This window comes from Ruegeria sp. CJ6, from assembly GCF_056536665.1.
Genome location: NZ_JBQFQB010000004.1, coordinates 311,371 through 328,950 on the forward strand (window position 1 = coordinate 311,371; position 17,580 = coordinate 328,950).

At 56.2% G+C, this 17,580-nt stretch carries 21 protein-coding genes; 17 read left to right on the forward strand and 4 right to left on the reverse strand.

Annotation, left to right across the window (positions count from 1 at the left end):
* The first annotated feature begins 39 nt into the window (after positions 1-39).
* Entirely contained in the window at positions 40-795 is a 756-nt protein-coding gene (locus ACR0BT_RS13880) for a sulfite exporter TauE/SafE family protein (protein ID WP_480707112.1), read from the forward strand.
* Here the strand turns inward: ACR0BT_RS13880 and ACR0BT_RS13885 are convergent.
* Positions 792-1,091, reverse strand: coding sequence for a hypothetical protein (locus ACR0BT_RS13885; RefSeq protein ID WP_170733574.1), 300 nt, complete (start codon positions 1,089-1,091; stop codon positions 792-794). The genes ACR0BT_RS13880 and ACR0BT_RS13885 overlap by 4 nt on opposite strands.
* 175 nt (positions 1,092-1,266) lie before the next feature.
* Between ACR0BT_RS13885 and ACR0BT_RS13890 the strand changes: the two genes are divergently transcribed.
* From ACR0BT_RS13890 to ACR0BT_RS13940, 11 genes are all read left to right on the forward strand, one after another.
* The gene (locus ACR0BT_RS13890) at positions 1,267-2,124 is read left to right on the forward strand and encodes an HpcH/HpaI aldolase/citrate lyase family protein (protein WP_480763400.1); all 858 of its coding nucleotides are present in this window, start codon (positions 1,267-1,269) and stop codon (positions 2,122-2,124) included.
* 6 nt (positions 2,125-2,130) lie between these two features.
* Positions 2,131-2,685, forward strand: a complete 555-nt coding sequence (locus tag ACR0BT_RS13895; RefSeq protein ID WP_170395794.1) for an NnrU family protein — start codon at positions 2,131-2,133, stop codon at positions 2,683-2,685.
* Between the two features lie 12 nt (positions 2,686-2,697).
* Positions 2,698-2,904, forward strand: coding sequence for a DUF1737 domain-containing protein (locus tag ACR0BT_RS13900; RefSeq protein ID WP_170408336.1), 207 nt, complete (start codon positions 2,698-2,700; stop codon positions 2,902-2,904).
* Entirely contained in the window at positions 2,904-3,932 is a 1,029-nt protein-coding gene (locus ACR0BT_RS13905) for a MaoC family dehydratase (RefSeq protein WP_480763401.1), read from the forward strand. Before ACR0BT_RS13900 ends, ACR0BT_RS13905 begins: the two co-directional genes overlap by 1 nt.
* A gap of 66 nt (positions 3,933-3,998) precedes the next feature.
* Entirely contained in the window at positions 3,999-4,670 is a 672-nt protein-coding gene (locus ACR0BT_RS13910; RefSeq protein ID WP_370644346.1) for a DUF1194 domain-containing protein, read from the forward strand.
* A gap of 207 nt (positions 4,671-4,877) precedes the next feature.
* Positions 4,878-5,261, forward strand: a complete 384-nt coding sequence (gene sdhC / locus ACR0BT_RS13915; protein ID WP_480763402.1) for a succinate dehydrogenase, cytochrome b556 subunit — start codon at positions 4,878-4,880, stop codon at positions 5,259-5,261.
* A gap of 13 nt (positions 5,262-5,274) precedes the next feature.
* Positions 5,275-5,658, forward strand: coding sequence for a succinate dehydrogenase, hydrophobic membrane anchor protein (locus ACR0BT_RS13920; RefSeq protein WP_170395800.1), 384 nt, complete (start codon positions 5,275-5,277; stop codon positions 5,656-5,658).
* A 12-nt stretch (positions 5,659-5,670) separates the two neighbouring features.
* The gene (gene sdhA, locus ACR0BT_RS13925) at positions 5,671-7,479 is read left to right on the forward strand and encodes a succinate dehydrogenase flavoprotein subunit (RefSeq protein WP_170395802.1); all 1,809 of its coding nucleotides are present in this window, start codon (positions 5,671-5,673) and stop codon (positions 7,477-7,479) included.
* Positions 7,480-7,491: 12 nt separating this feature from the next.
* Positions 7,492-8,271, forward strand: a complete 780-nt coding sequence (locus ACR0BT_RS13930; RefSeq protein ID WP_170408332.1) for a succinate dehydrogenase iron-sulfur subunit — start codon at positions 7,492-7,494, stop codon at positions 8,269-8,271.
* Between the two features lie 137 nt (positions 8,272-8,408).
* Positions 8,409-8,549 carry a hypothetical protein gene (locus ACR0BT_RS13935; RefSeq protein ID WP_223117546.1) on the forward strand — a complete coding sequence of 47 codons (141 nt, stop codon included), beginning with the start codon at positions 8,409-8,411 and terminating at the stop codon, positions 8,547-8,549.
* A gap of 281 nt (positions 8,550-8,830) precedes the next feature.
* Positions 8,831-9,694, forward strand: a complete 864-nt coding sequence (locus ACR0BT_RS13940) for an urea carboxylase-associated family protein (protein ID WP_223117547.1) — start codon at positions 8,831-8,833, stop codon at positions 9,692-9,694.
* Between the two features lie 12 nt (positions 9,695-9,706).
* Here ACR0BT_RS13940 and deoD read toward each other — a convergent pair whose 3' ends face one another.
* The 3 genes from deoD to ACR0BT_RS13955 all read right to left on the reverse strand — a co-directional run bounded on the left by deoD (position 9,707) and on the right by ACR0BT_RS13955 (position 12,830).
* On the reverse strand, positions 9,707-10,417 hold the full coding sequence (gene deoD / locus ACR0BT_RS13945) for a purine-nucleoside phosphorylase (protein ID WP_223117548.1): 711 nt from the start codon (positions 10,415-10,417) through the stop codon (positions 9,707-9,709).
* 18 nt (positions 10,418-10,435) lie between these two features.
* Positions 10,436-10,747 (reverse strand): H-NS histone family protein, encoded by a 312-nt coding sequence (locus tag ACR0BT_RS13950; protein WP_223117549.1) that lies wholly within the window; start codon positions 10,745-10,747, stop codon positions 10,436-10,438.
* A 115-nt stretch (positions 10,748-10,862) separates the two neighbouring features.
* The gene (locus ACR0BT_RS13955; RefSeq protein ID WP_480763403.1) at positions 10,863-12,830 is read right to left on the reverse strand and encodes a methylmalonyl-CoA mutase family protein; all 1,968 of its coding nucleotides are present in this window, start codon (positions 12,828-12,830) and stop codon (positions 10,863-10,865) included.
* A gap of 145 nt (positions 12,831-12,975) precedes the next feature.
* On the opposite strand from ACR0BT_RS13955, the gene ACR0BT_RS13960 reads away from it, so the two are divergent.
* The 5 genes from ACR0BT_RS13960 to ACR0BT_RS13980 all read left to right on the forward strand — a co-directional run bounded on the left by ACR0BT_RS13960 (position 12,976) and on the right by ACR0BT_RS13980 (position 17,565).
* A complete protein-coding gene (locus ACR0BT_RS13960) occupies positions 12,976-14,358 on the forward strand; it encodes a 1-acyl-sn-glycerol-3-phosphate acyltransferase (RefSeq protein ID WP_480763404.1) in 1,383 nt (460 codons plus the stop codon).
* Between the two features lie 111 nt (positions 14,359-14,469).
* Positions 14,470-15,756 carry a crotonyl-CoA carboxylase/reductase gene (gene ccrA / locus ACR0BT_RS13965; protein WP_170395824.1) on the forward strand — a complete coding sequence of 429 codons (1,287 nt, stop codon included), beginning with the start codon at positions 14,470-14,472 and terminating at the stop codon, positions 15,754-15,756.
* 210 nt (positions 15,757-15,966) lie between these two features.
* On the forward strand, positions 15,967-16,185 hold the full coding sequence (locus ACR0BT_RS13970; protein ID WP_152610760.1) for a hypothetical protein: 219 nt from the start codon (positions 15,967-15,969) through the stop codon (positions 16,183-16,185).
* Entirely contained in the window at positions 16,124-16,843 is a 720-nt protein-coding gene (locus ACR0BT_RS13975) for a helix-turn-helix transcriptional regulator (protein ID WP_170647112.1), read from the forward strand. The genes ACR0BT_RS13970 and ACR0BT_RS13975 overlap by 62 nt, the downstream gene beginning before the upstream one ends.
* An 83-nt stretch (positions 16,844-16,926) precedes the next feature.
* Positions 16,927-17,565 (forward strand): acyl-homoserine-lactone synthase, encoded by a 639-nt coding sequence (locus ACR0BT_RS13980; RefSeq protein WP_170647111.1) that lies wholly within the window; start codon positions 16,927-16,929, stop codon positions 17,563-17,565.
* Positions 17,566-17,580: the final 15 nt, after the last annotated feature.

Sequence of the window (17,580 nt, forward strand, 5' to 3'; positions counted from 1 at the left end):
TAAACCGCCTGTGAATCATGCATATTTCCGGGGTGCCTGATGTTCGACATGAACCTGATGTTTTTTGCAGTGGCGATCCCGGCGGTGATCTTCGCGGGCATCTCGAAAGGTGGGTTCGGCTCGGGAGTGGCGTTTGCATCTTCGTCGATTCTGGCTCTGATACTGACGCCAGGACAGGCGCTAGCGCTAATGCTGCCGATACTGATGGTGATCGATCTGGCGACGTTAAAGCCGTATTGGAAACGCTGGAGCTGGCCGGATTCGCGCCTTCTGATGTTGGGCGCAGTACCCGGTATCGCGCTGGGCGCGTGGCTTTATCGTGCGACGGATGACGATCTGCTACGTCTGTTGATTGGCGGAATATCGGTCGGTTTTGTGATCTGGCACGTTGCCCAGACCAGAGGCTGGGTGCGGGGTTTTGCCAACCGGTTGCCTCCATCGGCGGGCCTGTTTGCCGGGCTGATCGCCGGATTCACCAGCTTTGTCAGCCATGCGGGCGGCCCACCCGCCGCCGTGTACCTGCTGTCACAACGCCTGACGAAAACCGAATTTCAAGCCTCGACCGTGCTGGTCTTCTGGGTAATCAACGCCGTCAAATTCGTGCCCTTCGCCTATCTGGGCCTCTTCACTTGGCACACAGCCTTGGCAGACCTGTTGCTGACCCCGTTTGCGATCCTCGGGGCCTGGCTGGGCGTCCGGGCGCATTTCATGCTCTCCGAACGTTTGTTTTTCAACATTGCCTATGTCTTGCTGACCCTGACGGGAAGCAAACTGATCTGGGATGCGCTGGTTTAGGTGTTGGGCGGCAGCGTTTCGGCCAGTGTTTCATAAGACTGGCCCGAGGCGATCAGGCAGGTCACACCTTCCGGCAAGGTCACAACAATGGTCCAGCTGCCGGTTTGGTCCGAGGCAAAAACCTCCATCACCGCTCCCTGACGCGCAATACCGATGCCTCGTCGGGTTTCGCCGTAGGACTTTGCCAATCGCTTGATCACGTCCTCGCGTGGCGCACAATTCTGTGCGCTGACTTGTTGCGCTACCAGTACCATGATGCCCAAGCCAATCGTCATTTTCAGCATAATCGTTTTCATTGGTCACCCCTTTCAAGCTCTTCCTCAAAGCAGCGTGCCGTAGGCAAAAGGACATCGCGTTAAGGCAACGCACGTTGCGCAGCGCAGGAAATGCTGCGCTGCGGCGATTTTGTTCTTGAACTTTCCGTCAAAAAATGCCCCATTCCGCGCAACATTATTTCAATGGGAGAGTCCAGTGGACCCGCGCCAACGCCCCTATCGCTCGGTACTATACATCCCCGGCTCGCGTGAACGCGCGCTTGATAAGGCCCGCACATTGCCGGTGGACGTCATCATCTTTGATCTTGAAGACGCGGTCGCGGCTGATGAGAAAGAGAACGCGCGCGAGACCCTCAAGGCGGCTTTGGCCGCCGGAGGCTATGGCGCTCGGGTCAAGATCGTGCGGATCAACGGGCTTGATACCGAATGGGGGCGCGCGGATGCCGAAGCCGTGCGCGAGATGGATGCAGATGCCGTTCTGTTGCCAAAGGTGAGTTCTGCTGCGGATGTGGATGCGCTGACCTCAATCACCGGAGACCTGCCGATCTGGGCGATGATGGAGACGCCGCGCGGGATGCTGAACGCAGCCGAAATTGCCGCACATCCGCTGATGGCAGGCTTTGTCATGGGGACCAACGATCTTGCGAAAGAGCTGCAGACGCGCTTCCGCCCCGACCGTTTGCCGATGATGACCTCGCTTGGCCTGTGCCTGTTGGCGGCCAAGGCAGAGGGGCTGATCATCGTCGATGGCGTCTACAATGCCTTCAAGGACACCGACGGTCTGGCCGCCGAGTGTGCCCAGGGCCGCGACATGGGCTTTGATGGCAAAACCCTGATCCACCCGGCCCAGGTCGACATCGCAAACTCCGCCTTTGCCCCTTCCGAGGATGAGATTGATCTGGCTCGCCGTCAGATTGCCGCTTTCGAGGAAACCGAGTCGCAGGGGCAGGGGGTCGCCGTTGTCGATGGCAAGATTGTTGAAAACCTACACGTTGTAACTGCCCGCGAAACTCTGGCAAAAGCAGAGGCGATAGTAGCTTTGCAAGCGGGGTAAGCCAGTATGGGCTTTGTTCTTCTGATCCTTGGTGTGGCACTTTGGTGGGCCGCACATCTTTTTAAGCGCGCGATGCCGGAACGACGTGCCGCCATGGGCGACGCGGGCAAGGGCGTCGTGGCGCTCGCCTTGGTGGCCTCGGTATTGTTGATGATCTTCGGTTATCGCATGACCGATTTCATATATGTCTGGGCGCCGCCAACCTTTCTGATTCACGTCAACAACCTGCTGGTGTTGATCGCGTTCTATCTGGCCAGCCCTGCGGGAACCAAAGGTCGCCTGTTGAACAAGGTCCGTCACCCCATGCTGGGTGGCTTTAAACTCTGGGCCTTTGCGCACCTGTTGGTGAACGGTGATCTGGCCTCGATCATCCTGTTTGGTGGCTTGCTGGCCTGGGCAATTGTCGAAGTGATCGTGATCAACAAATCCGAACCAGACTGGGCGCCGGGCGAACCCGGCACATACGGCAAAGATGCCATGTTCTTTGTGGGCTCCATCGTTCTGCTGGGCGTTGTGGGCTATATTCACGGGCTGGTTGGTCCGTCTCCGTTTGGTGGATAAGGGGCCTAATCAATGGCGAAACTTTATCGTTTGTTGACCGAGGAAGACACATCAGCCTTCTGCCACAAGGTCTCGGACGCGTTGGCAAAGGGATGGGAGCTTTATGGCGACCCGTCCTATGCCTTTGACGCCGCAAATAACGTGATGCGTTGCGCGCAGGCTGTGACCAAAGAGGTCGCCGCTGATTACACCCCCGACATGAAACTGGGACAGCAATAATGGCAAAAACCAATCCGGGTAACTTTTTCGAGGATTATTCAGTCGGGCAGATCCTGCATCACGCCGTGCCGCGCACGGTGACCGAAGGCGAGCGCGCGTTGTACCACGCGCTCTATCCCGCGCGACACGCACTCTATTCCTCGGATGAGTTCGCCCGGAATTGTGGCCTGCCGCAAAGCCCGATTGATGATCTGGCGGCGTTCCATGTGGTATTCGGCAAAACGGTTCCCGATATCTCGCTGAACGCGGTCGCCAATCTGGGCTATGCCGAGGGTCGCTGGCTGAAACCGGTCTATCCCGGCGATACCTTGCGCGCCGAATCCGAGGTGATCGGCCTCAAGCAAAACTCAAACGGCAAAACCGGTGTCGTCTGGGTCCGCACCCGCGGGCTGAACCAACGCGACGAAGTGGTGATCGAGTATGTTCGCTGGGTCATGGTGCGCAAATCAAACCTCGATGCGCCTGCACCTGAGACGGTGGTGCCCAATCTGAAAAAGGCGCTTGATGTCAGCGATCTGGCGGTACCGCAGGGGCTCGATTTCTCGAAATATAATTTTGTACAATCCGGCGAAAACCACCGCTGGGATGCGTACAACACGGAAGAAACGATCGATCACGTCGATGGCGTGACCGTCGAAGAGGCCGAGCACATGCTGGCCACCCGCCTGTGGCAGAACACCGCCAAAGTGCATTTCGACCTCACCTTCCGTCCAGAGGGGCGGCTGATCTATGGCGGCCACGTTATCTCAATGGCGCGTGCCTTGTCGTTTAATGGCCTGGCGAATGCGCAGATGATCGTTGGTCTGAACGGCGGTGCCCACGCCAACCCTTGTTTCTCGGGCGATACGATCAAAGCCTGGTCCGAGGTTTTGGACAAGGCCGAGACTGGAACTCCCGGAATCGGTGCCATCCGCTTGCGCTTGGTTGCGACCAAAGGCGGCGAGCCCTTCGTTCTGCGCAATGACGAGGGGAGATATCTTCCTAACGTTCTGCTAGATTTGGATTATTGGGCTCTTATGCCGATGTAGCCAATGCCTTCTGGCGGCTGACATTCAAGTGATCACGGTCCGCGAAATCCATGCTACGCTTGGCGCATGATGATGTTTCGTGCGCTCGCCGCCAGCCTGTATCTGGCATCTCAGGCCTATGCTTGTGATTTGGCTCTGGCCTTGGCCGTAGACGTTTCAGGCTCGGTTGATTCCGAGGAATATCGTATCCAAATGGACGGTCTTGCCGCAGGTCTGCGGGACCCTATCGTATCCGAGGCCTTGGTGCGCGGACAGGCTCGGCTGATGCTTGTGCAATGGACAGGCAGTTCTCGCCAGAGGATCACGATCCCCTGGACCCGGATCGATAGTTTTAACACCCTGGACAGTTTTGCTGATCAGGTCGCAGCTGATCCTCGTGTCTGGCGTAACTTCTCAACTGCGATAGGTGAGGCGCTCGATATGACGGTTGCCAGCTTTGACGACGTGCCCGAATGCGAAAGGCATCTTATTGATCTTTCGGGCGACGGAATTTCGAATGAAGGAATCGAGCCGTCGACCATCCACGCCAAACTGCGTGATCGCGGCATCACCGTGAACGCGATCGCGATTGAAGAAAGTGAACCCGATCTGACAGCCTATTTCTTCGAGAACGTCATCGTTGGCGAGGGGGCCTTTGTCGTCTCTGCAGCAGGCTTCGCGGATTATCCCGAACGTATTCGCAAGAAGCTTTTACGCGAGGTGACACAGCAGACTGCAGGGCTGACGCCGCTCCAATAATAGATTCGTGATCACATTGCTTTTTCATTGAAAACGCTAACATTGGCGGTATCGAATGTGATTTGTGATCACGAGAATATTTTGTGTGATCACAAACGCGGCTTATCAGCGATTTTGCGTTAAATTTACTGGATTTTGCACCTGCAGCGCGTGACAGAGTCGTAAAAAACAGTAAAACGTTCGGTAGCCAACCGAAAAGGAGCCAACATGGCCGATGTAAATCGAGGCAACCGCCCGCTTTCTCCACATTTGACGATCTATCGTCCACAGATGACGTCCATATCTTCGATTATGGTGCGCATCACGGGTCTTGCGTCTTTTGGTTTGGCTTTGTTGGTCGTCTGGTGGTTACTTGCTGCGGCCTCATCGGAAAGCGCCTTTGAGCTGATCAATGGATTGATGACCAGTTTCCTGGGTGATCTGGTCATGTTTGGCGCGGCATGGGCCATTTTCTATCACATGTTGGGCCGTTTGCGGCACGTCATCTGGGATCTGGGATATTGCGTGGATGTTGAGGTGTCCGAGAAGATGGGCATTGGCATGTTCGTGCTGGCAACTGTTCTGGCTCTGATCACAGCCGTAGCGCTTTAAGGGGAGGTTCGCGATGCAGTTTCTCACAGACCGTAAACGCGCGCAGGGCATGGGGGCCGGACGTGCAGGTACACATCACCACTGGCAAATGATGCTCAGCTCGGCGGCATTGGTCATCCTTGTTCCGCTGTTTGTATTTACCTTCGGGCACGCCCTAGGTGGAACCTACGAAGAGGCTCTGGCCTATTACAGCCGCCCGTTCCCAGCGATTATCATGGGTCTGACACTGGTTGTTGTCGTCCCGCATTTGTTGCGCGAAGCCCAGGAAGCGATTGAGGACTACGTGCATGGCGTCGCGGAAAAGCTGGCGCTGATGGCAGCGCAGGCCTTTGCATACACACTGATTGCTGCGGGTCTGTTTGCGCTCGCGCGTCTGGCTCTCGGATATGCGCAGTAAGGAACAAGAACAATGACAGCAGCATATGAATACGAAACCCACGAATATGACGTGGTGGTTGTCGGTGCCGGTGGCGCGGGTCTGCGTGCAACATTGGGCATGGCCGAGCAGGGTTTGCGCACCGCTTGCGTGACGAAGGTATTCCCGACCCGTTCACACACAGTGGCCGCCCAAGGCGGTATTGCGGCGTCCTTGTCGAATATGGGGCCAGACCATTGGCAGTGGCACATGTATGACACCGTAAAGGGCTCGGACTGGCTGGGTGACACCGATGCGATGGAATACCTGGCGCGTGAAGCACCCAAAGCCGTATATGAGCTAGAACACTACGGAGTGCCATTCAGCCGGACCGAAGAAGGCAAGATCTATCAGCGCCCATTTGGTGGCCACACCACCGAATTTGGCGAAGGCCCCGCTGTGCAGCGGACCTGTGCCGCCGCCGACCGGACCGGTCATGCGATCCTGCACACGCTGTATGGTCAGTCGCTGAAGAACAACGCCGAGTTCTACATCGAGTATTTCGCCATTGATCTGATAATGTCTGAGGACGGACAGTGTCAGGGTGTCGTGTGCTGGAAGCTGGACGACGGCACAATGCACGTCTTTAACGCCAAGATGGTTGTTCTGGCGACCGGCGGCTATGGCCGCGCCTATTTCAGTGCAACCTCGGCACATACCTGCACCGGCGACGGTGGCGGTATGGTGGCCCGCGCGGGTCTTGCGCTGCAGGATATGGAATTTGTTCAGTTCCACCCAACCGGCATCTACGGATCGGGCTGCCTGATCACCGAAGGTGCACGTGGTGAAGGCGGATACCTGACCAACTCGGAAGGCGAGCGGTTCATGGAGCGCTACGCGCCCCAGTACAAAGACCTCGCGCCGCGCGACTACGTTAGCCGTTCAATGACCATGGAAATTCGCGAAGGGCGCGGCCACGGTGACAACGGCGATCACATCCATCTGAACCTCAGCCATTTGCCAGCCGAAGCTTTGGCGGAACGCCTACCGGGCATTTCAGAATCTGCGCGCGTCTTTGCCGGTGTTGACGTTACCAAGGAACCGATCCCGGTTCTGCCGACCGTGCACTATAACATGGGTGGTATCCCGACGAACTATTGGGGTGAGGTGCTGAACCCGACAGCCGACAACCCGACTGCCGTGGTCCCTGGCCTGATGGCTGTGGGCGAGGCCGGGTGTGCCTCGGTTCACGGGGCAAACCGTCTTGGTTCAAACTCGCTGATCGACCTCGTGGTGTTTGGCCGTGCGGCGGCGATCCGGGCGGGCAAAGTTGTGGATGCCGACGCGTCGAACCCGGTTCTGAACCAGGCCTCTGTCGATAAGGCGTTTGACAGGTTCGATGCGGCGCGCAACGCCAGCGGCGCAATTCCAACCGCAGATCTGCGGCTTGAGATGCAGCGCACCATGCAAGAGGACGCGGCGGTTTTCCGCACCTCGAAGACCATGGCTGAGGGCGTCGAGAAGATGACCGCGATCGCTGCCAAGATGGATGATCTGAAGGTTTCTGACAGATCGTTGGTCTGGAACAGCGATCTGATGGAGACGCTCGAGCTTACCAACCTGATGCCAAGCGCGCTCGCCACCATCGTTGGTGCCGAAGCGCGTAAGGAATCCCGCGGTGCACACGCCCATGAAGATTTCACCGAGCGTGACGATGAGAACTGGCGCGTCCACACGGTCAGCCGTGTCGATGGCAATAAAGTAGAGCTTAGCTACCGTCCGGTTATCGTTGATCCGCTGACGACCGAAGACGAGGGCGGCATAAGCATGAAAAGAATCGCGCCCAAGGCGCGGACGTTCTAAGGAGAGGAACTTATGGTACAACTGACCCTCCCCAAGAATTCCCGGATCACCACCGGTAAAACCTGGCCCAAGCCCGACGGCGCGACCAATGTGCGCAAATTCCAGATCTATCGCTGGAACCCGGATGATGGCCAGAACCCGCGTGTCGATACTTATTTCGTCGACATGGACACTTGCGGCCCGATGGTTCTGGACGCTCTGATCAAGATCAAGAATGAGATCGATCCGACCCTGACCTTCCGCCGTTCGTGCCGCGAAGGCATCTGCGGGTCCTGCGCGATGAACATCGACGGGATTAACACGCTGGCCTGTATCTATGGTATGGATGAGATCAAGGGCGACGTGAAGATCTACCCGCTGCCCCATATGCCGGTGGTCAAGGACCTGATCCCTGATCTGACTCATTTCTACGCCCAACACGCCTCGATCATGCCGTGGTTGGAGACTAAGACCAATCGTCCGGCAAAAGAGTGGAAGCAATCCATCGAAGACCGCAAGAAATTGGATGGTCTCTATGAATGTGTGATGTGTGCCAGTTGCTCGACCTCGTGCCCCAGCTACTGGTGGAACGGCGACCGTTATCTCGGCCCTGCCGCGCTGCTGCATGCTTACCGCTGGATCATCGACAGTCGGGATGAGGCCACCGGTGAGCGCTTGGACGAGCTGGAAGATCCGTTCAAGCTGTATCGCTGCCACACCATCATGAACTGTGCCAAAACCTGCCCCAAGGGTTTGAACCCGGCCAAGGCGATCGCCGAGATCAAAAAGATGATGGTCGACCGCGCGGTCTGATCGTGCACTAAATCAACGCGCTTGCCGAGTTGCGGCAAGTGCATGACGCCTCTGCAAAACTATGCGATGCGTTTATTCTCCTGCGGTTCTAAGTTTGCTGCAGGGAGGAGTGATGAGTTCGAAAAGAGGTCACTCCGATGAGCAGGCAAAACAAAAAACACGACGCGGCCAAAGCTCTGGAATTGCTGGAGCAAGCCTGGGCTTACTATACGCCCGAGCCCAAAGTTCCGGCCAAAGACGAAACACCAGAATTGTTTGAATACGCAAACGCTGCCTGACCGTGTCGGCTTGAAAAACTCGACACAATAGGCAATGCAGAGCTATGCCCGTTCTATTGCTTCTGCTCGCCGCTGGCGTTTTTGCCTATTTTTTCTGGCGGTCCCGCACGTCGTCTCTAACGCGCGACTGCAGGTGGCGGCAACATCGAAGCGAGGGCCAGTGGCGCTGTGCGTATTGTGGTGCGGTTTCAAAATCTGACGTCGAGCCCACGCAGTGTCTGAAAGGGCAATAGCTGTGGTTTGGGGTTCCCCACCGGGCCGAACTGCGCCACTCTCGGCCCATGTCAGAATCTCGGAACACGCCCCGCCCACCCGCTGATGCAGATGCACGCCGCACGATTGCGCCCGTTATTTGCTACCCCAATGACGGGCTGCCAAAGCCCGATCTCGGGCTTTATCAAACTGCGCGTGATGGAGCGATAAAGACGGGCGAGGTGCTGGTACCGCCACGAGATGCACGGTGTTTTGAAGTCCCTGCCGGGCATTTCTTTCGGATCACTTCTGTTGAAGGATCGCAGGTTGGCGACCTGAACCTGTGGAACCTCAACGACCTGACCGAGCGCTTCTATTCCGGCAAGACGCGCGCGTTGCATGGCACGCATATCTCCGTAGGTGAGCGCATGTGGTCGAGCTTTCCACATATGCGACCCATGGCGACAATCATTGCAGATACGCTGGGGTGGTACGGGATCGATGATTTCGGCGGGTCGGTTCACGATGTTATCGGCACGCGATGCGACCCCTATACCGGCAATTTACTGTCCGGGTCGCAGTACCATCACTGTTGCCATTCGAACCTGACGCGCGCGCTGGCGGATCATATGGGCATCTCTTTGGCCGAAGCCGAGCCTGCCGTACATGATGTATTGAACGTATTCATGTGCACCGGCTTCACGCGTGATACCGGGCAATATTTCATGAAAGCATCACCCGTTCGTCCGGGCGACTATCTTGAGTTCTTCGCCGAGATTGATCTGCTGGGAAATCTAAGCGCGTGCCCGGGTGGAGATTGTTCGTCCGAGCATTCATCGGATACAGCACCGTGTTATCCCCTGCTGGTAGAAACCTTTGCCCCGGCTGAAGGTGCGCTTGAGGGATGGCGCAGCCCCGCACGCAACGGATATGACCGCACGCACGGGCGCTAGAACTTGCGCAATTCAGCTGGCCGGAAACGCCGCCTGCAGCGCGATTTCGATCATGTCGCCAAAACTGCTTTCCCGGTCCGAAGAGGGCAGGGCTTCGCCGGTCAGCAGGTGGTCGGAGACAGTCAGCACCGCCAATGCGCGGCATTTGTGACGCGCGGCGAGGATGTAAAGCTCTGCCGCTTCCATCTCGACACCCAAAATACCGTGCCGAACCATTTGTTCGTTCAGATCCGGGCGCTCGTCATAGAAGACGTCGGATGAATAGATGCCGCCAACATGGGTTGGCGTGCCTTTGGCTTGTGCAGCCAATGCCGCAGCCTGCAAAAGCCCCCAATCCGCACAAGGGGCAAAGTTCATCTCTTTCATGATCCCGCGCGAAGGTGTGCTTAGCGTGGTCGATGTCATCGCCAGAATGACATCACGCACATTCACGCTGTCCTGCATCCCGCCACAAGACCCGATCCGGATCAAGGTCTTGGCACCGTAGTCCCGGATCAGCTCGTTCACGTAGATCGACAGCGAGGGCATGCCCATGCCGCTGCCCTGAATGGTAACGCGGTTCCCTTTCCAAGTGCCGGTGAACCCCAGCATACCGCGCACTTCGTTGACCAGCTTAACGTCTTCAAGAAACGTTTCAGCCGCCCATTTCGCACGATACGGGTCGCCGGGCAAAAGAACGGTTTCGGCAATCTCGCCTTTTTGGGCTCCAATATGGATAGTCATTTTGCCACTTGCCCCCGATCAGATTTCCAGATCAGTAATATCGGTACCGGCTTTTATGGCGTCATGAACCCACTGCGGTTTGCGGCCCCGCCCGGTCCAGGTTTGCGACGGATTGTTCGGATTTTGATACTTCGCTTTAGATGATTTTACCGATTTAGTGCTGTCTCCTGACAATTCAGACAACGAAAACCCATATTCCGCCGCCGCCTTTTCGGCGGCTTTCAACGCTTCTTTTCGCTCACGCACTTCGGCGGTTTTTAGCGCCTTTTCGACCCGATTGCGCAATTCGAGCAGTTCTTTGCGCGACATTTTTTCAAGATCGATCGCCATAATCTTCTCCATTTCGGCTATTCCCCTACTTATTGCAGGGGAAATTGAATAAACCCGAACCTATCTATTCCCATTTTACCGGAAATAGAAATGGAGATTTCTGTAATATGCTTTTCTATTCAGCCGCAATTTCCGTTGGGTCAACCAATGTGACGATATCGCCCATGATTGCATTCAATTCGAAATTTTTCGGCGTATAGATTTTCGATACACCCATGGAACGCAATTGATCCGCGTCCTCATCGGGGATGATCCCACCAACAATGACGGGAATATCGCTTAGCCCTGCTGCTTTCAGCCGTGTCATCACGTCCTTCACCAAAGGCAGGTGGCTGCCAGAGAGGATCGATAGACCAATCACATGCGCTTTGTCTTCTTGTGCCGCAGTTACGATTTCTTCGGGCGTAAGACGAATACCTTCGTAACTGATGTCCATGCCACAGTCGCGTGCGCGGAAGGCGATCTGTTCGGCTCCGTTCGAGTGTCCGTCCAGACCAGGTTTGCCAACAAGAAACTTTAGCCTGCGCCCCAGACGGTCGCTTACCGCATCTACGGCCGCGCGCAAGTCTTCCAGACCTTCGGTTTTGTTCGAAACAGATCCCGAGACGCCGGTTGGTCCACGATATGTACCGTAGGCCTTGCGCATTTCCTCGGCCCATTCGCCAGTTGTGACACCGGCCTTGGCCGCAGCGATTGAAGGTGCCATCACATTGGCACCAGATTTCGCTGCTTCGCGCAGGGCTTGTAACGCCGCAGCCACGGCTGCGTCATCCCGATCCGCACGCCAGTCGTTCAAGCGCCCGATTTGTTCCTGTTCAACCGCCGGGTCGACGACCATGATGCCGCCATCCTCGGTCTGCAAAGGCGAGGCTTCGCCCTCGGTCCATTTGTTTACGCCAACGACGACGGTTTCATTGCGTTCAATACGGTTCAGGCGCTCGGCATTGGACTCGACCAGCCGCGATTTCATGTATTCGATCGAGGCTACCGCGCCGCCCATCGATTCGAGATTAGCCAATTCGGCTCGTGCGCCATTTTTAAGTTCTTCGACTTTGGCGTCGACAACCGGATTGCTGTCGAACAAATCGCCATATTCCAGCAGATCTGTTTCATAGGCGAGGATTTGTTGCATCCGCATCGACCATTGCTGATCCCAGGGGCGTGGCAGGCCGAGCGCTTCGTTCCATGCAGGCAACTGCACCGCACGTGCGCGGGCACGTTTAGACAGCGTCACCGCAAGCATTTCAATCAGTATGCGATAAACGTTGTTTTCCGGCTGCTGTTCGGTCAGCCCCAGCGAGTTTACCTGAACGCCATAACGGAATCGGCGGAACTTGGGGTCTTCAATGCCATAGCGCTGCTGCAGAATTTCGTCCCAAAGATCCACAAAGGCGCGCATTTTGCACATTTCGGTGACAAACCGGATGCCCGCATTCACAAAAAACGAAATCCGCCCGCAGAGTGCTGGGAAGTCTTCAGCCGGAACGCGCGGGCGAAGTTCGTCCAGCACTGCAATGGCAGTCGCCAGAGCATAGGCCAGCTCTTGCTCAGGCGTCGCGCCTGCTTCTTGCAGGTGGTACGAACACACATTCATCGGGTTCCATTTGGGCACGTTATCGTAGCAATATTCGGCCACGTCCGCGATCATCTTCAGCGATGGCTTGGGTGGGCACACATAAGTGCCGCGGCTCAGGTATTCCTTGATCAGGTCGTTCTGGACGGTCCCCTGCAATTTCGAGGCATCCGCGCCCTGTTCCTCGGCAACTGCGATATATAGCGCCAAAAGCCAAGGAGCAGTCGCATTGATCGTCATCGAGGTATTCATCTGTTCCAGCGGAATTTGATCGAACAGAACCCGCATGTCCCCCAGATGGCAGATCGGAACCCCAACTTTTCCAACTTCGCCGCGCGCCAAAGTGTGATCGCTGTCATACCCTGTTTGGGTTGGCAGATCGAAGGCCACGGATAGGCCGGTCTGACCTTTGGCCAGGTTCGCACGATAAAGCGAATTTGACGCTTTGGCCGTTGAGTGACCGGCATATGTACGGATGAGCCAGGGGCGATCTTTCTGCAACTGCGTCATGGGTCGGGCCTCGCGGATCGGTGGGTAACAAAATTACGTTCTATGGTGGTAAATAGTAATTTTCAGTACATGTCAATTCGCTGCGTTGCGGCATCGACGGTTTCTGCAGATTGTGGGTGGTCGCGTTTGATGGCACTGTGCCCGAATGATGCAGACTGTGGAAATCCCGCTTTGGCTGTTTGTGCTGATCGTGCTGTTTGCCGCGGTCACATTTGCCTCGCATTTTTTGTTTCCGTCGGTGCGCTGGTTTTTCCGCCGCCGCCTTGAGCGCGCCGTCGCACGGTTGAACAAGCGACTGCAGCGTCCGATCCAACCGTTCAAGTTGGCGGGGCGGCATGACATGATTCAACGGCTTATCTATGACCCGCAAGTAAGCCGGGCGGTGCAGCAGCATGCCAAAGAAGAAGGTGTGCCTGACGCTGTTGCCTCAGAATTAGCACGGCGTTATGCGCGCGAGATTGCGCCCTCATTCTCGACAGTGGCGTATTTCAGCATCGCGATCCGTTTTGCCCGCATGCTGAGCAACGCCTTTTACAAGGTGCAGTTGGGTTACGAGGACAAAGCCGCGCTGGACAGTATCGATCCCGATGCGACGGTCGTTTATGTCATGAACCACCGCAGCAATATGGATTACGTGCTGGTCACCTATCTGGCGGCAGAGCATTCGACCTTATCCTATGCTGTGGGCGAGTGGGCCCGTGTCTGGCCTCTAAGTCGATTGATTCGCGCGATGGGGGCCTATTTCATTCGCCGCAAGTCGGGTAGCGACCTATATCGACAGGTCCTTGCAAGCTATGTAAGACACGCGACCGAAGCGGGCGTGACGCAGGCCATGTTCCCTGAGGGCGGGCTGAGTCTGACTGGCAAACTGGGGCGCCCCAAGCTGGGATTGTTGAAGTATATCCTTGACGGAGTCGAACCGCAGGGGCGGGATGTGGTGTTTGTTCCGGTTGCTTTGAACTATGATCGGGTGCTTGAAGATACCGTATTAACAGCGGCAGCGAAGGATAGTGAACGCCGCTTCCGCGCGCGGATCGGGGTTATCACCCGCTGGTCGCTCAAGCAGATTTGGCGCAAGCTCGTCGGGCGCTACAAGAGATTCGGGATTGCCTCGGTGCGGTATGCGACACCGATTTCTCTGAAGGAATTTCGAGTCGCGCACGAACAGGACCTAACGACCGATCTGGCCCGCGAGTTGATGCGCAGGATCGGTGCCGCAATTCCCTTTGTTCCAGTGCCTGCAGCGTGTCGGCTGGTTCAGGAAGAAGGTGAAATGTCAGAGCAGGAGTTGAAGGCGCGTTTGCTGACGTTGGGCGGCGACGCGGTTGCCCAGGATGATGGAGAGGCTGTTGACGATGCCATCAATCAGTTGGTCGAGCGACGGATTCTGCGTCGCGAGGCTGGAGTGTTGCGCCCATCAGGCGAGCGATCAGAGCTGCTTGCTTATTACGCGGCTGCATCAGAACCCGTTGTTCGGGCTGAGAATGATGCAAGTGCAGAAAGTATTTCTGCAACTGCTGGGTCATAAAATTACAAAATAGATACCAAAAACGGTTGCAATATTACTCAGAGGCTAATATTTCGTCTTTGGAAAGCCGCGATTCTGCGGCGCGGCAACAGTTGGAAAAAGGAGGCCAGCATGGCTTTGGATGTCGACAGCGGTATCGCGTCGTATGAGGCGCCGGAAAAGGACCTCTACGAGATGGGTGAAATCCCCCCGATGGGGTATGTTCCCAAGCAAATGTATGCCTGGGCGATCCGGAAAGAGCGCCACGGTGAGCCAGACACAGCGATGCAGTTGGAAGTCGTTGATGTCCCGAAGCTGGACAGCCACGAAGTGCTGGTTCTCGTTATGGCGGCGGGTGTAAACTACAACGGCGTCTGGGCATCGCTTGGCAAGCCGATCAGCCCGTTTGATGGCCACGGCCAACCCTTTCACATCGCAGGTTCAGATGCGTCGGGCATCGTCTGGGCGGTTGGTGACAAAGTGAAGCGCTGGAAAGTCGGCGATGAAGTCGTGATTCACTGCAACCAGGACGATGGCGATGACGAACACTGCAACGGTGGTGATCCGATGTATTCGCCCAGCCAGCGCATCTGGGGATATGAGACACCTGATGGCTCGTTCGCGCAGTTTACAAATGTTCAGGCACAGCAGCTGATGCCGCGTCCCAAGCACCTGACCTGGGAAGAAAGCGCCTGCTACACGCTGACCTTGGCAACAGCCTATCGGATGCTTTTTGGGCACGAACCGCACGATCTAAAGCCGGGCCAGAACGTCCTGGTTTGGGGCGCATCGGGCGGTCTGGGCTCTTACGCGATACAGTTGATCAACACTGCGGGTGCCAATGCGATCGGCGTGATATCGGATGAAAGCAAGCGTGAGTTTGTGATGGACCTTGGCGCCAAAGGCGTCATCAACCGCAAGGATTTCAACTGCTGGGGCCAGCTGCCCACGGTGAATACTCCGGAATATGCTGAATGGTTCAAAGAAGCCCGCAAGTTTGGCAAGGCCATCTGGGATATTACCGGCAAAGGTGTGAACGTCGACATGGTGTTCGAGCACCCCGGCGAAAGCACGTTCCCGGTGTCCACTTTTGTCGTGAAAAAGGGAGGTATGGTTGTGATCTGCGCCGGGACCACTGGCTACAACCTGACCTTCGACGTGCGTTACATGTGGATGCACCAGAAACGCTTGCAGGGCTCGCATTTTGCGCATCTCAAACAGGCCTCGGCTGCAAACCAGCTAATGGTCGAGCGCCGCTTGGATCCGTGCATGTCCGAAGTGTTCACTTGGCAGGATCTGCCTGAGGCGCACATGAAGATGATGCGCAACGAACACAAGCCGGGCAACATGTCGGTGCTGGTTCAGGCTCCGCATACAGGCATGCGCACCCTTGAAGAAGTATTGGCTGCCCGCGACTAACGGTCTCAGGCAAACAGCAGCTGCAACACCCGCAGGGCGCACACACGCCTTGCGGGTGTTCATCGTTTCTATCGATGATTATGCATTTTCAATGCTTTAAGAAATCGCACCCCACTATTTCTGGGGAGTAGAAAGCAGCGAGTAGGCCGAATTAGTCTGCACATGTTATGGTTGTGTTAACCCTTCGTTAACTATTTCGGGGACACCCTGATGGCGCAAAATGAGTGGATTTTGGACGTTCTGTCGGACCTCAACGCCTTTGCTGTGGCGAATGGGTTGAGCGCGCTGGCCGAGCAGCTTGACGACACAAGACTGATCGCCGCGGCCGAGATTGCGTCCTCAAAGGATGAGGCTTGCGCGCCCGCGAATGGGAAGAAAATTCGATTTGAGCCAGATCCTAGGGGATTTGGAAAGCACCAGCACGCTTGACGAGCTGACCAGCGTAGCAGTCCAGTTGCGGGACAAGCTGCAAATTGACCACATGACATATCATTGGGTTGATGGGGCCGGGGATCAATACGGGTTCACGACTTATTCGGATGCCTGGGATGATCGGTATCGAGACAGGAATTATCATCGTATTGATCCGGTTATTCTGGGTTGTTTTCAGCGATTTCACGCTGTGGACTGGAAACAGCTGAATTGGTCGGGCAAAGCAGTAAAGGCCTTCCTGCAGGACGCGCAGGAACATGGCGTCGGCAATCAGGGCTATTCGATCCCGCTGCGGGGGCCAGGCGGGCAATTCGCGCTGTTTACGGTCAACAACAGCTGTGATGACATCACATGGCAGGCATTTGTCGAAACGTATGGCCGCGATCTCATATTGGTGGCGCATTTCCTCAATCGAAAAGCGCTGGAATTTGCAAAAGAACGGCAGCCGGACAACATGCGGGGGCTCTCGCCCCGCGAAATCGATGCAATGACATTGCTGGCGCTGGGGTATAGCCGAGCGCAGGTGGCGCACTCTCTTTCCATTTCTGAGCATACGCTCAGGGCCTATATCGAAAGCGCGCGCTCAAAACTCGGTGCGCAAAATACGACTCATGCAATCGCCACTGCACTCAGTAGAGGATTAATAGTCGTTTAACGACCGTACGGTGGTCTCACCTTAAATTAACCACGTGTTCGTACCCCCTTTGTTCCAACTATGGACGATAAGGGGAACACGTCATGTTGCGTTATTTGTATGCCGATGAGCTGCATAAATTTCCGGAATTGGCCAGGGGGATGTTCAGGGATCGCGCGGATCAGTTCAAAACCCGCCTTGGCTGGGATGTTAAGGTTAATGAAAAGGGGGAAGAGCGGGATCAGTATGATGACCTGAACCCGCTCTATGTGATTTGGGAAGAGGCAGATGGCAGCCATGGCGGGTCCATGCGGATCCTACCGACGACCGGTCCGGTCATGGTGAACGACATATTCGGACATCTCACCGGAGGCAGTCCGATCCGAAGCCCACTAATCTGGGAGGTCACTCGCTTTTGCCTCTCGCGCAACGCCAGTGCTCATACTGCTGGGGCCATCATGCTGAGCGGCGGTGAGGTGATGGAAGGGTTTGGCCTGACCCACATAGCGGGGGTCTTTGATGCCCGCATGATCCGGATCTACCGTATGATCGGATCGTCTCCGGTGGTTTTGGGCACCGAAGGGAAAGGGCGCGATCAGATCTCGGTCGGCCTGTGGCCTTATTCAGCGGATGATTGCAACCGTGTAGCAGCGCGCGCAGGCATCCCGCGAGAGTTGTCGCGCCTGTGGTTCAAGACAGCATTTGGCCATGGCGCACAGCACCGGTTCGCTTTGTCGGCCTAAGCATACGGAAAAACC

Coding starts and splice junctions, on each gene's coding strand:
- ACR0BT_RS13880 (WP_480707112.1), top strand. CDS start 40: ATGTTCGACATGAACCTGATGTTTTTTGCAGTGGCGATCCCGGCGGTG.
- ACR0BT_RS13885 (WP_170733574.1), bottom strand. CDS start 1,091: ATGAAAACGATTATGCTGAAAATGACGATTGGCTTGGGCATCATGGTA.
- ACR0BT_RS13895 (WP_170395794.1), top strand. CDS start 2,131: ATGGGCTTTGTTCTTCTGATCCTTGGTGTGGCACTTTGGTGGGCCGCA.
- ACR0BT_RS13900 (WP_170408336.1), top strand. CDS start 2,698: ATGGCGAAACTTTATCGTTTGTTGACCGAGGAAGACACATCAGCCTTC.
- ACR0BT_RS13905 (WP_480763401.1), top strand. CDS start 2,904: ATGGCAAAAACCAATCCGGGTAACTTTTTCGAGGATTATTCAGTCGGG.
- ACR0BT_RS13910 (WP_370644346.1), top strand. CDS start 3,999: ATGATGATGTTTCGTGCGCTCGCCGCCAGCCTGTATCTGGCATCTCAG.
- sdhC (WP_480763402.1), top strand. CDS start 4,878: ATGGCCGATGTAAATCGAGGCAACCGCCCGCTTTCTCCACATTTGACG.
- ACR0BT_RS13920 (WP_170395800.1), top strand. CDS start 5,275: ATGCAGTTTCTCACAGACCGTAAACGCGCGCAGGGCATGGGGGCCGGA.
- sdhA (WP_170395802.1), top strand. CDS start 5,671: ATGACAGCAGCATATGAATACGAAACCCACGAATATGACGTGGTGGTT.
- ACR0BT_RS13930 (WP_170408332.1), top strand. CDS start 7,492: ATGGTACAACTGACCCTCCCCAAGAATTCCCGGATCACCACCGGTAAA.
- ACR0BT_RS13935 (WP_223117546.1), top strand. CDS start 8,409: ATGAGCAGGCAAAACAAAAAACACGACGCGGCCAAAGCTCTGGAATTG.
- ACR0BT_RS13940 (WP_223117547.1), top strand. CDS start 8,831: ATGTCAGAATCTCGGAACACGCCCCGCCCACCCGCTGATGCAGATGCA.
- deoD (WP_223117548.1), bottom strand. CDS start 10,417: ATGACTATCCATATTGGAGCCCAAAAAGGCGAGATTGCCGAAACCGTT.
- ACR0BT_RS13950 (WP_223117549.1), bottom strand. CDS start 10,747: ATGGCGATCGATCTTGAAAAAATGTCGCGCAAAGAACTGCTCGAATTG.
- ACR0BT_RS13955 (WP_480763403.1), bottom strand. CDS start 12,830: ATGACGCAGTTGCAGAAAGATCGCCCCTGGCTCATCCGTACATATGCC.
- ACR0BT_RS13960 (WP_480763404.1), top strand. CDS start 12,976: ATGATGCAGACTGTGGAAATCCCGCTTTGGCTGTTTGTGCTGATCGTG.
- ccrA (WP_170395824.1), top strand. CDS start 14,470: ATGGCTTTGGATGTCGACAGCGGTATCGCGTCGTATGAGGCGCCGGAA.
- ACR0BT_RS13970 (WP_152610760.1), top strand. CDS start 15,967: ATGGCGCAAAATGAGTGGATTTTGGACGTTCTGTCGGACCTCAACGCC.
- ACR0BT_RS13975 (WP_170647112.1), top strand. CDS start 16,124: ATGGGAAGAAAATTCGATTTGAGCCAGATCCTAGGGGATTTGGAAAGC.
- ACR0BT_RS13980 (WP_170647111.1), top strand. CDS start 16,927: ATGTTGCGTTATTTGTATGCCGATGAGCTGCATAAATTTCCGGAATTG.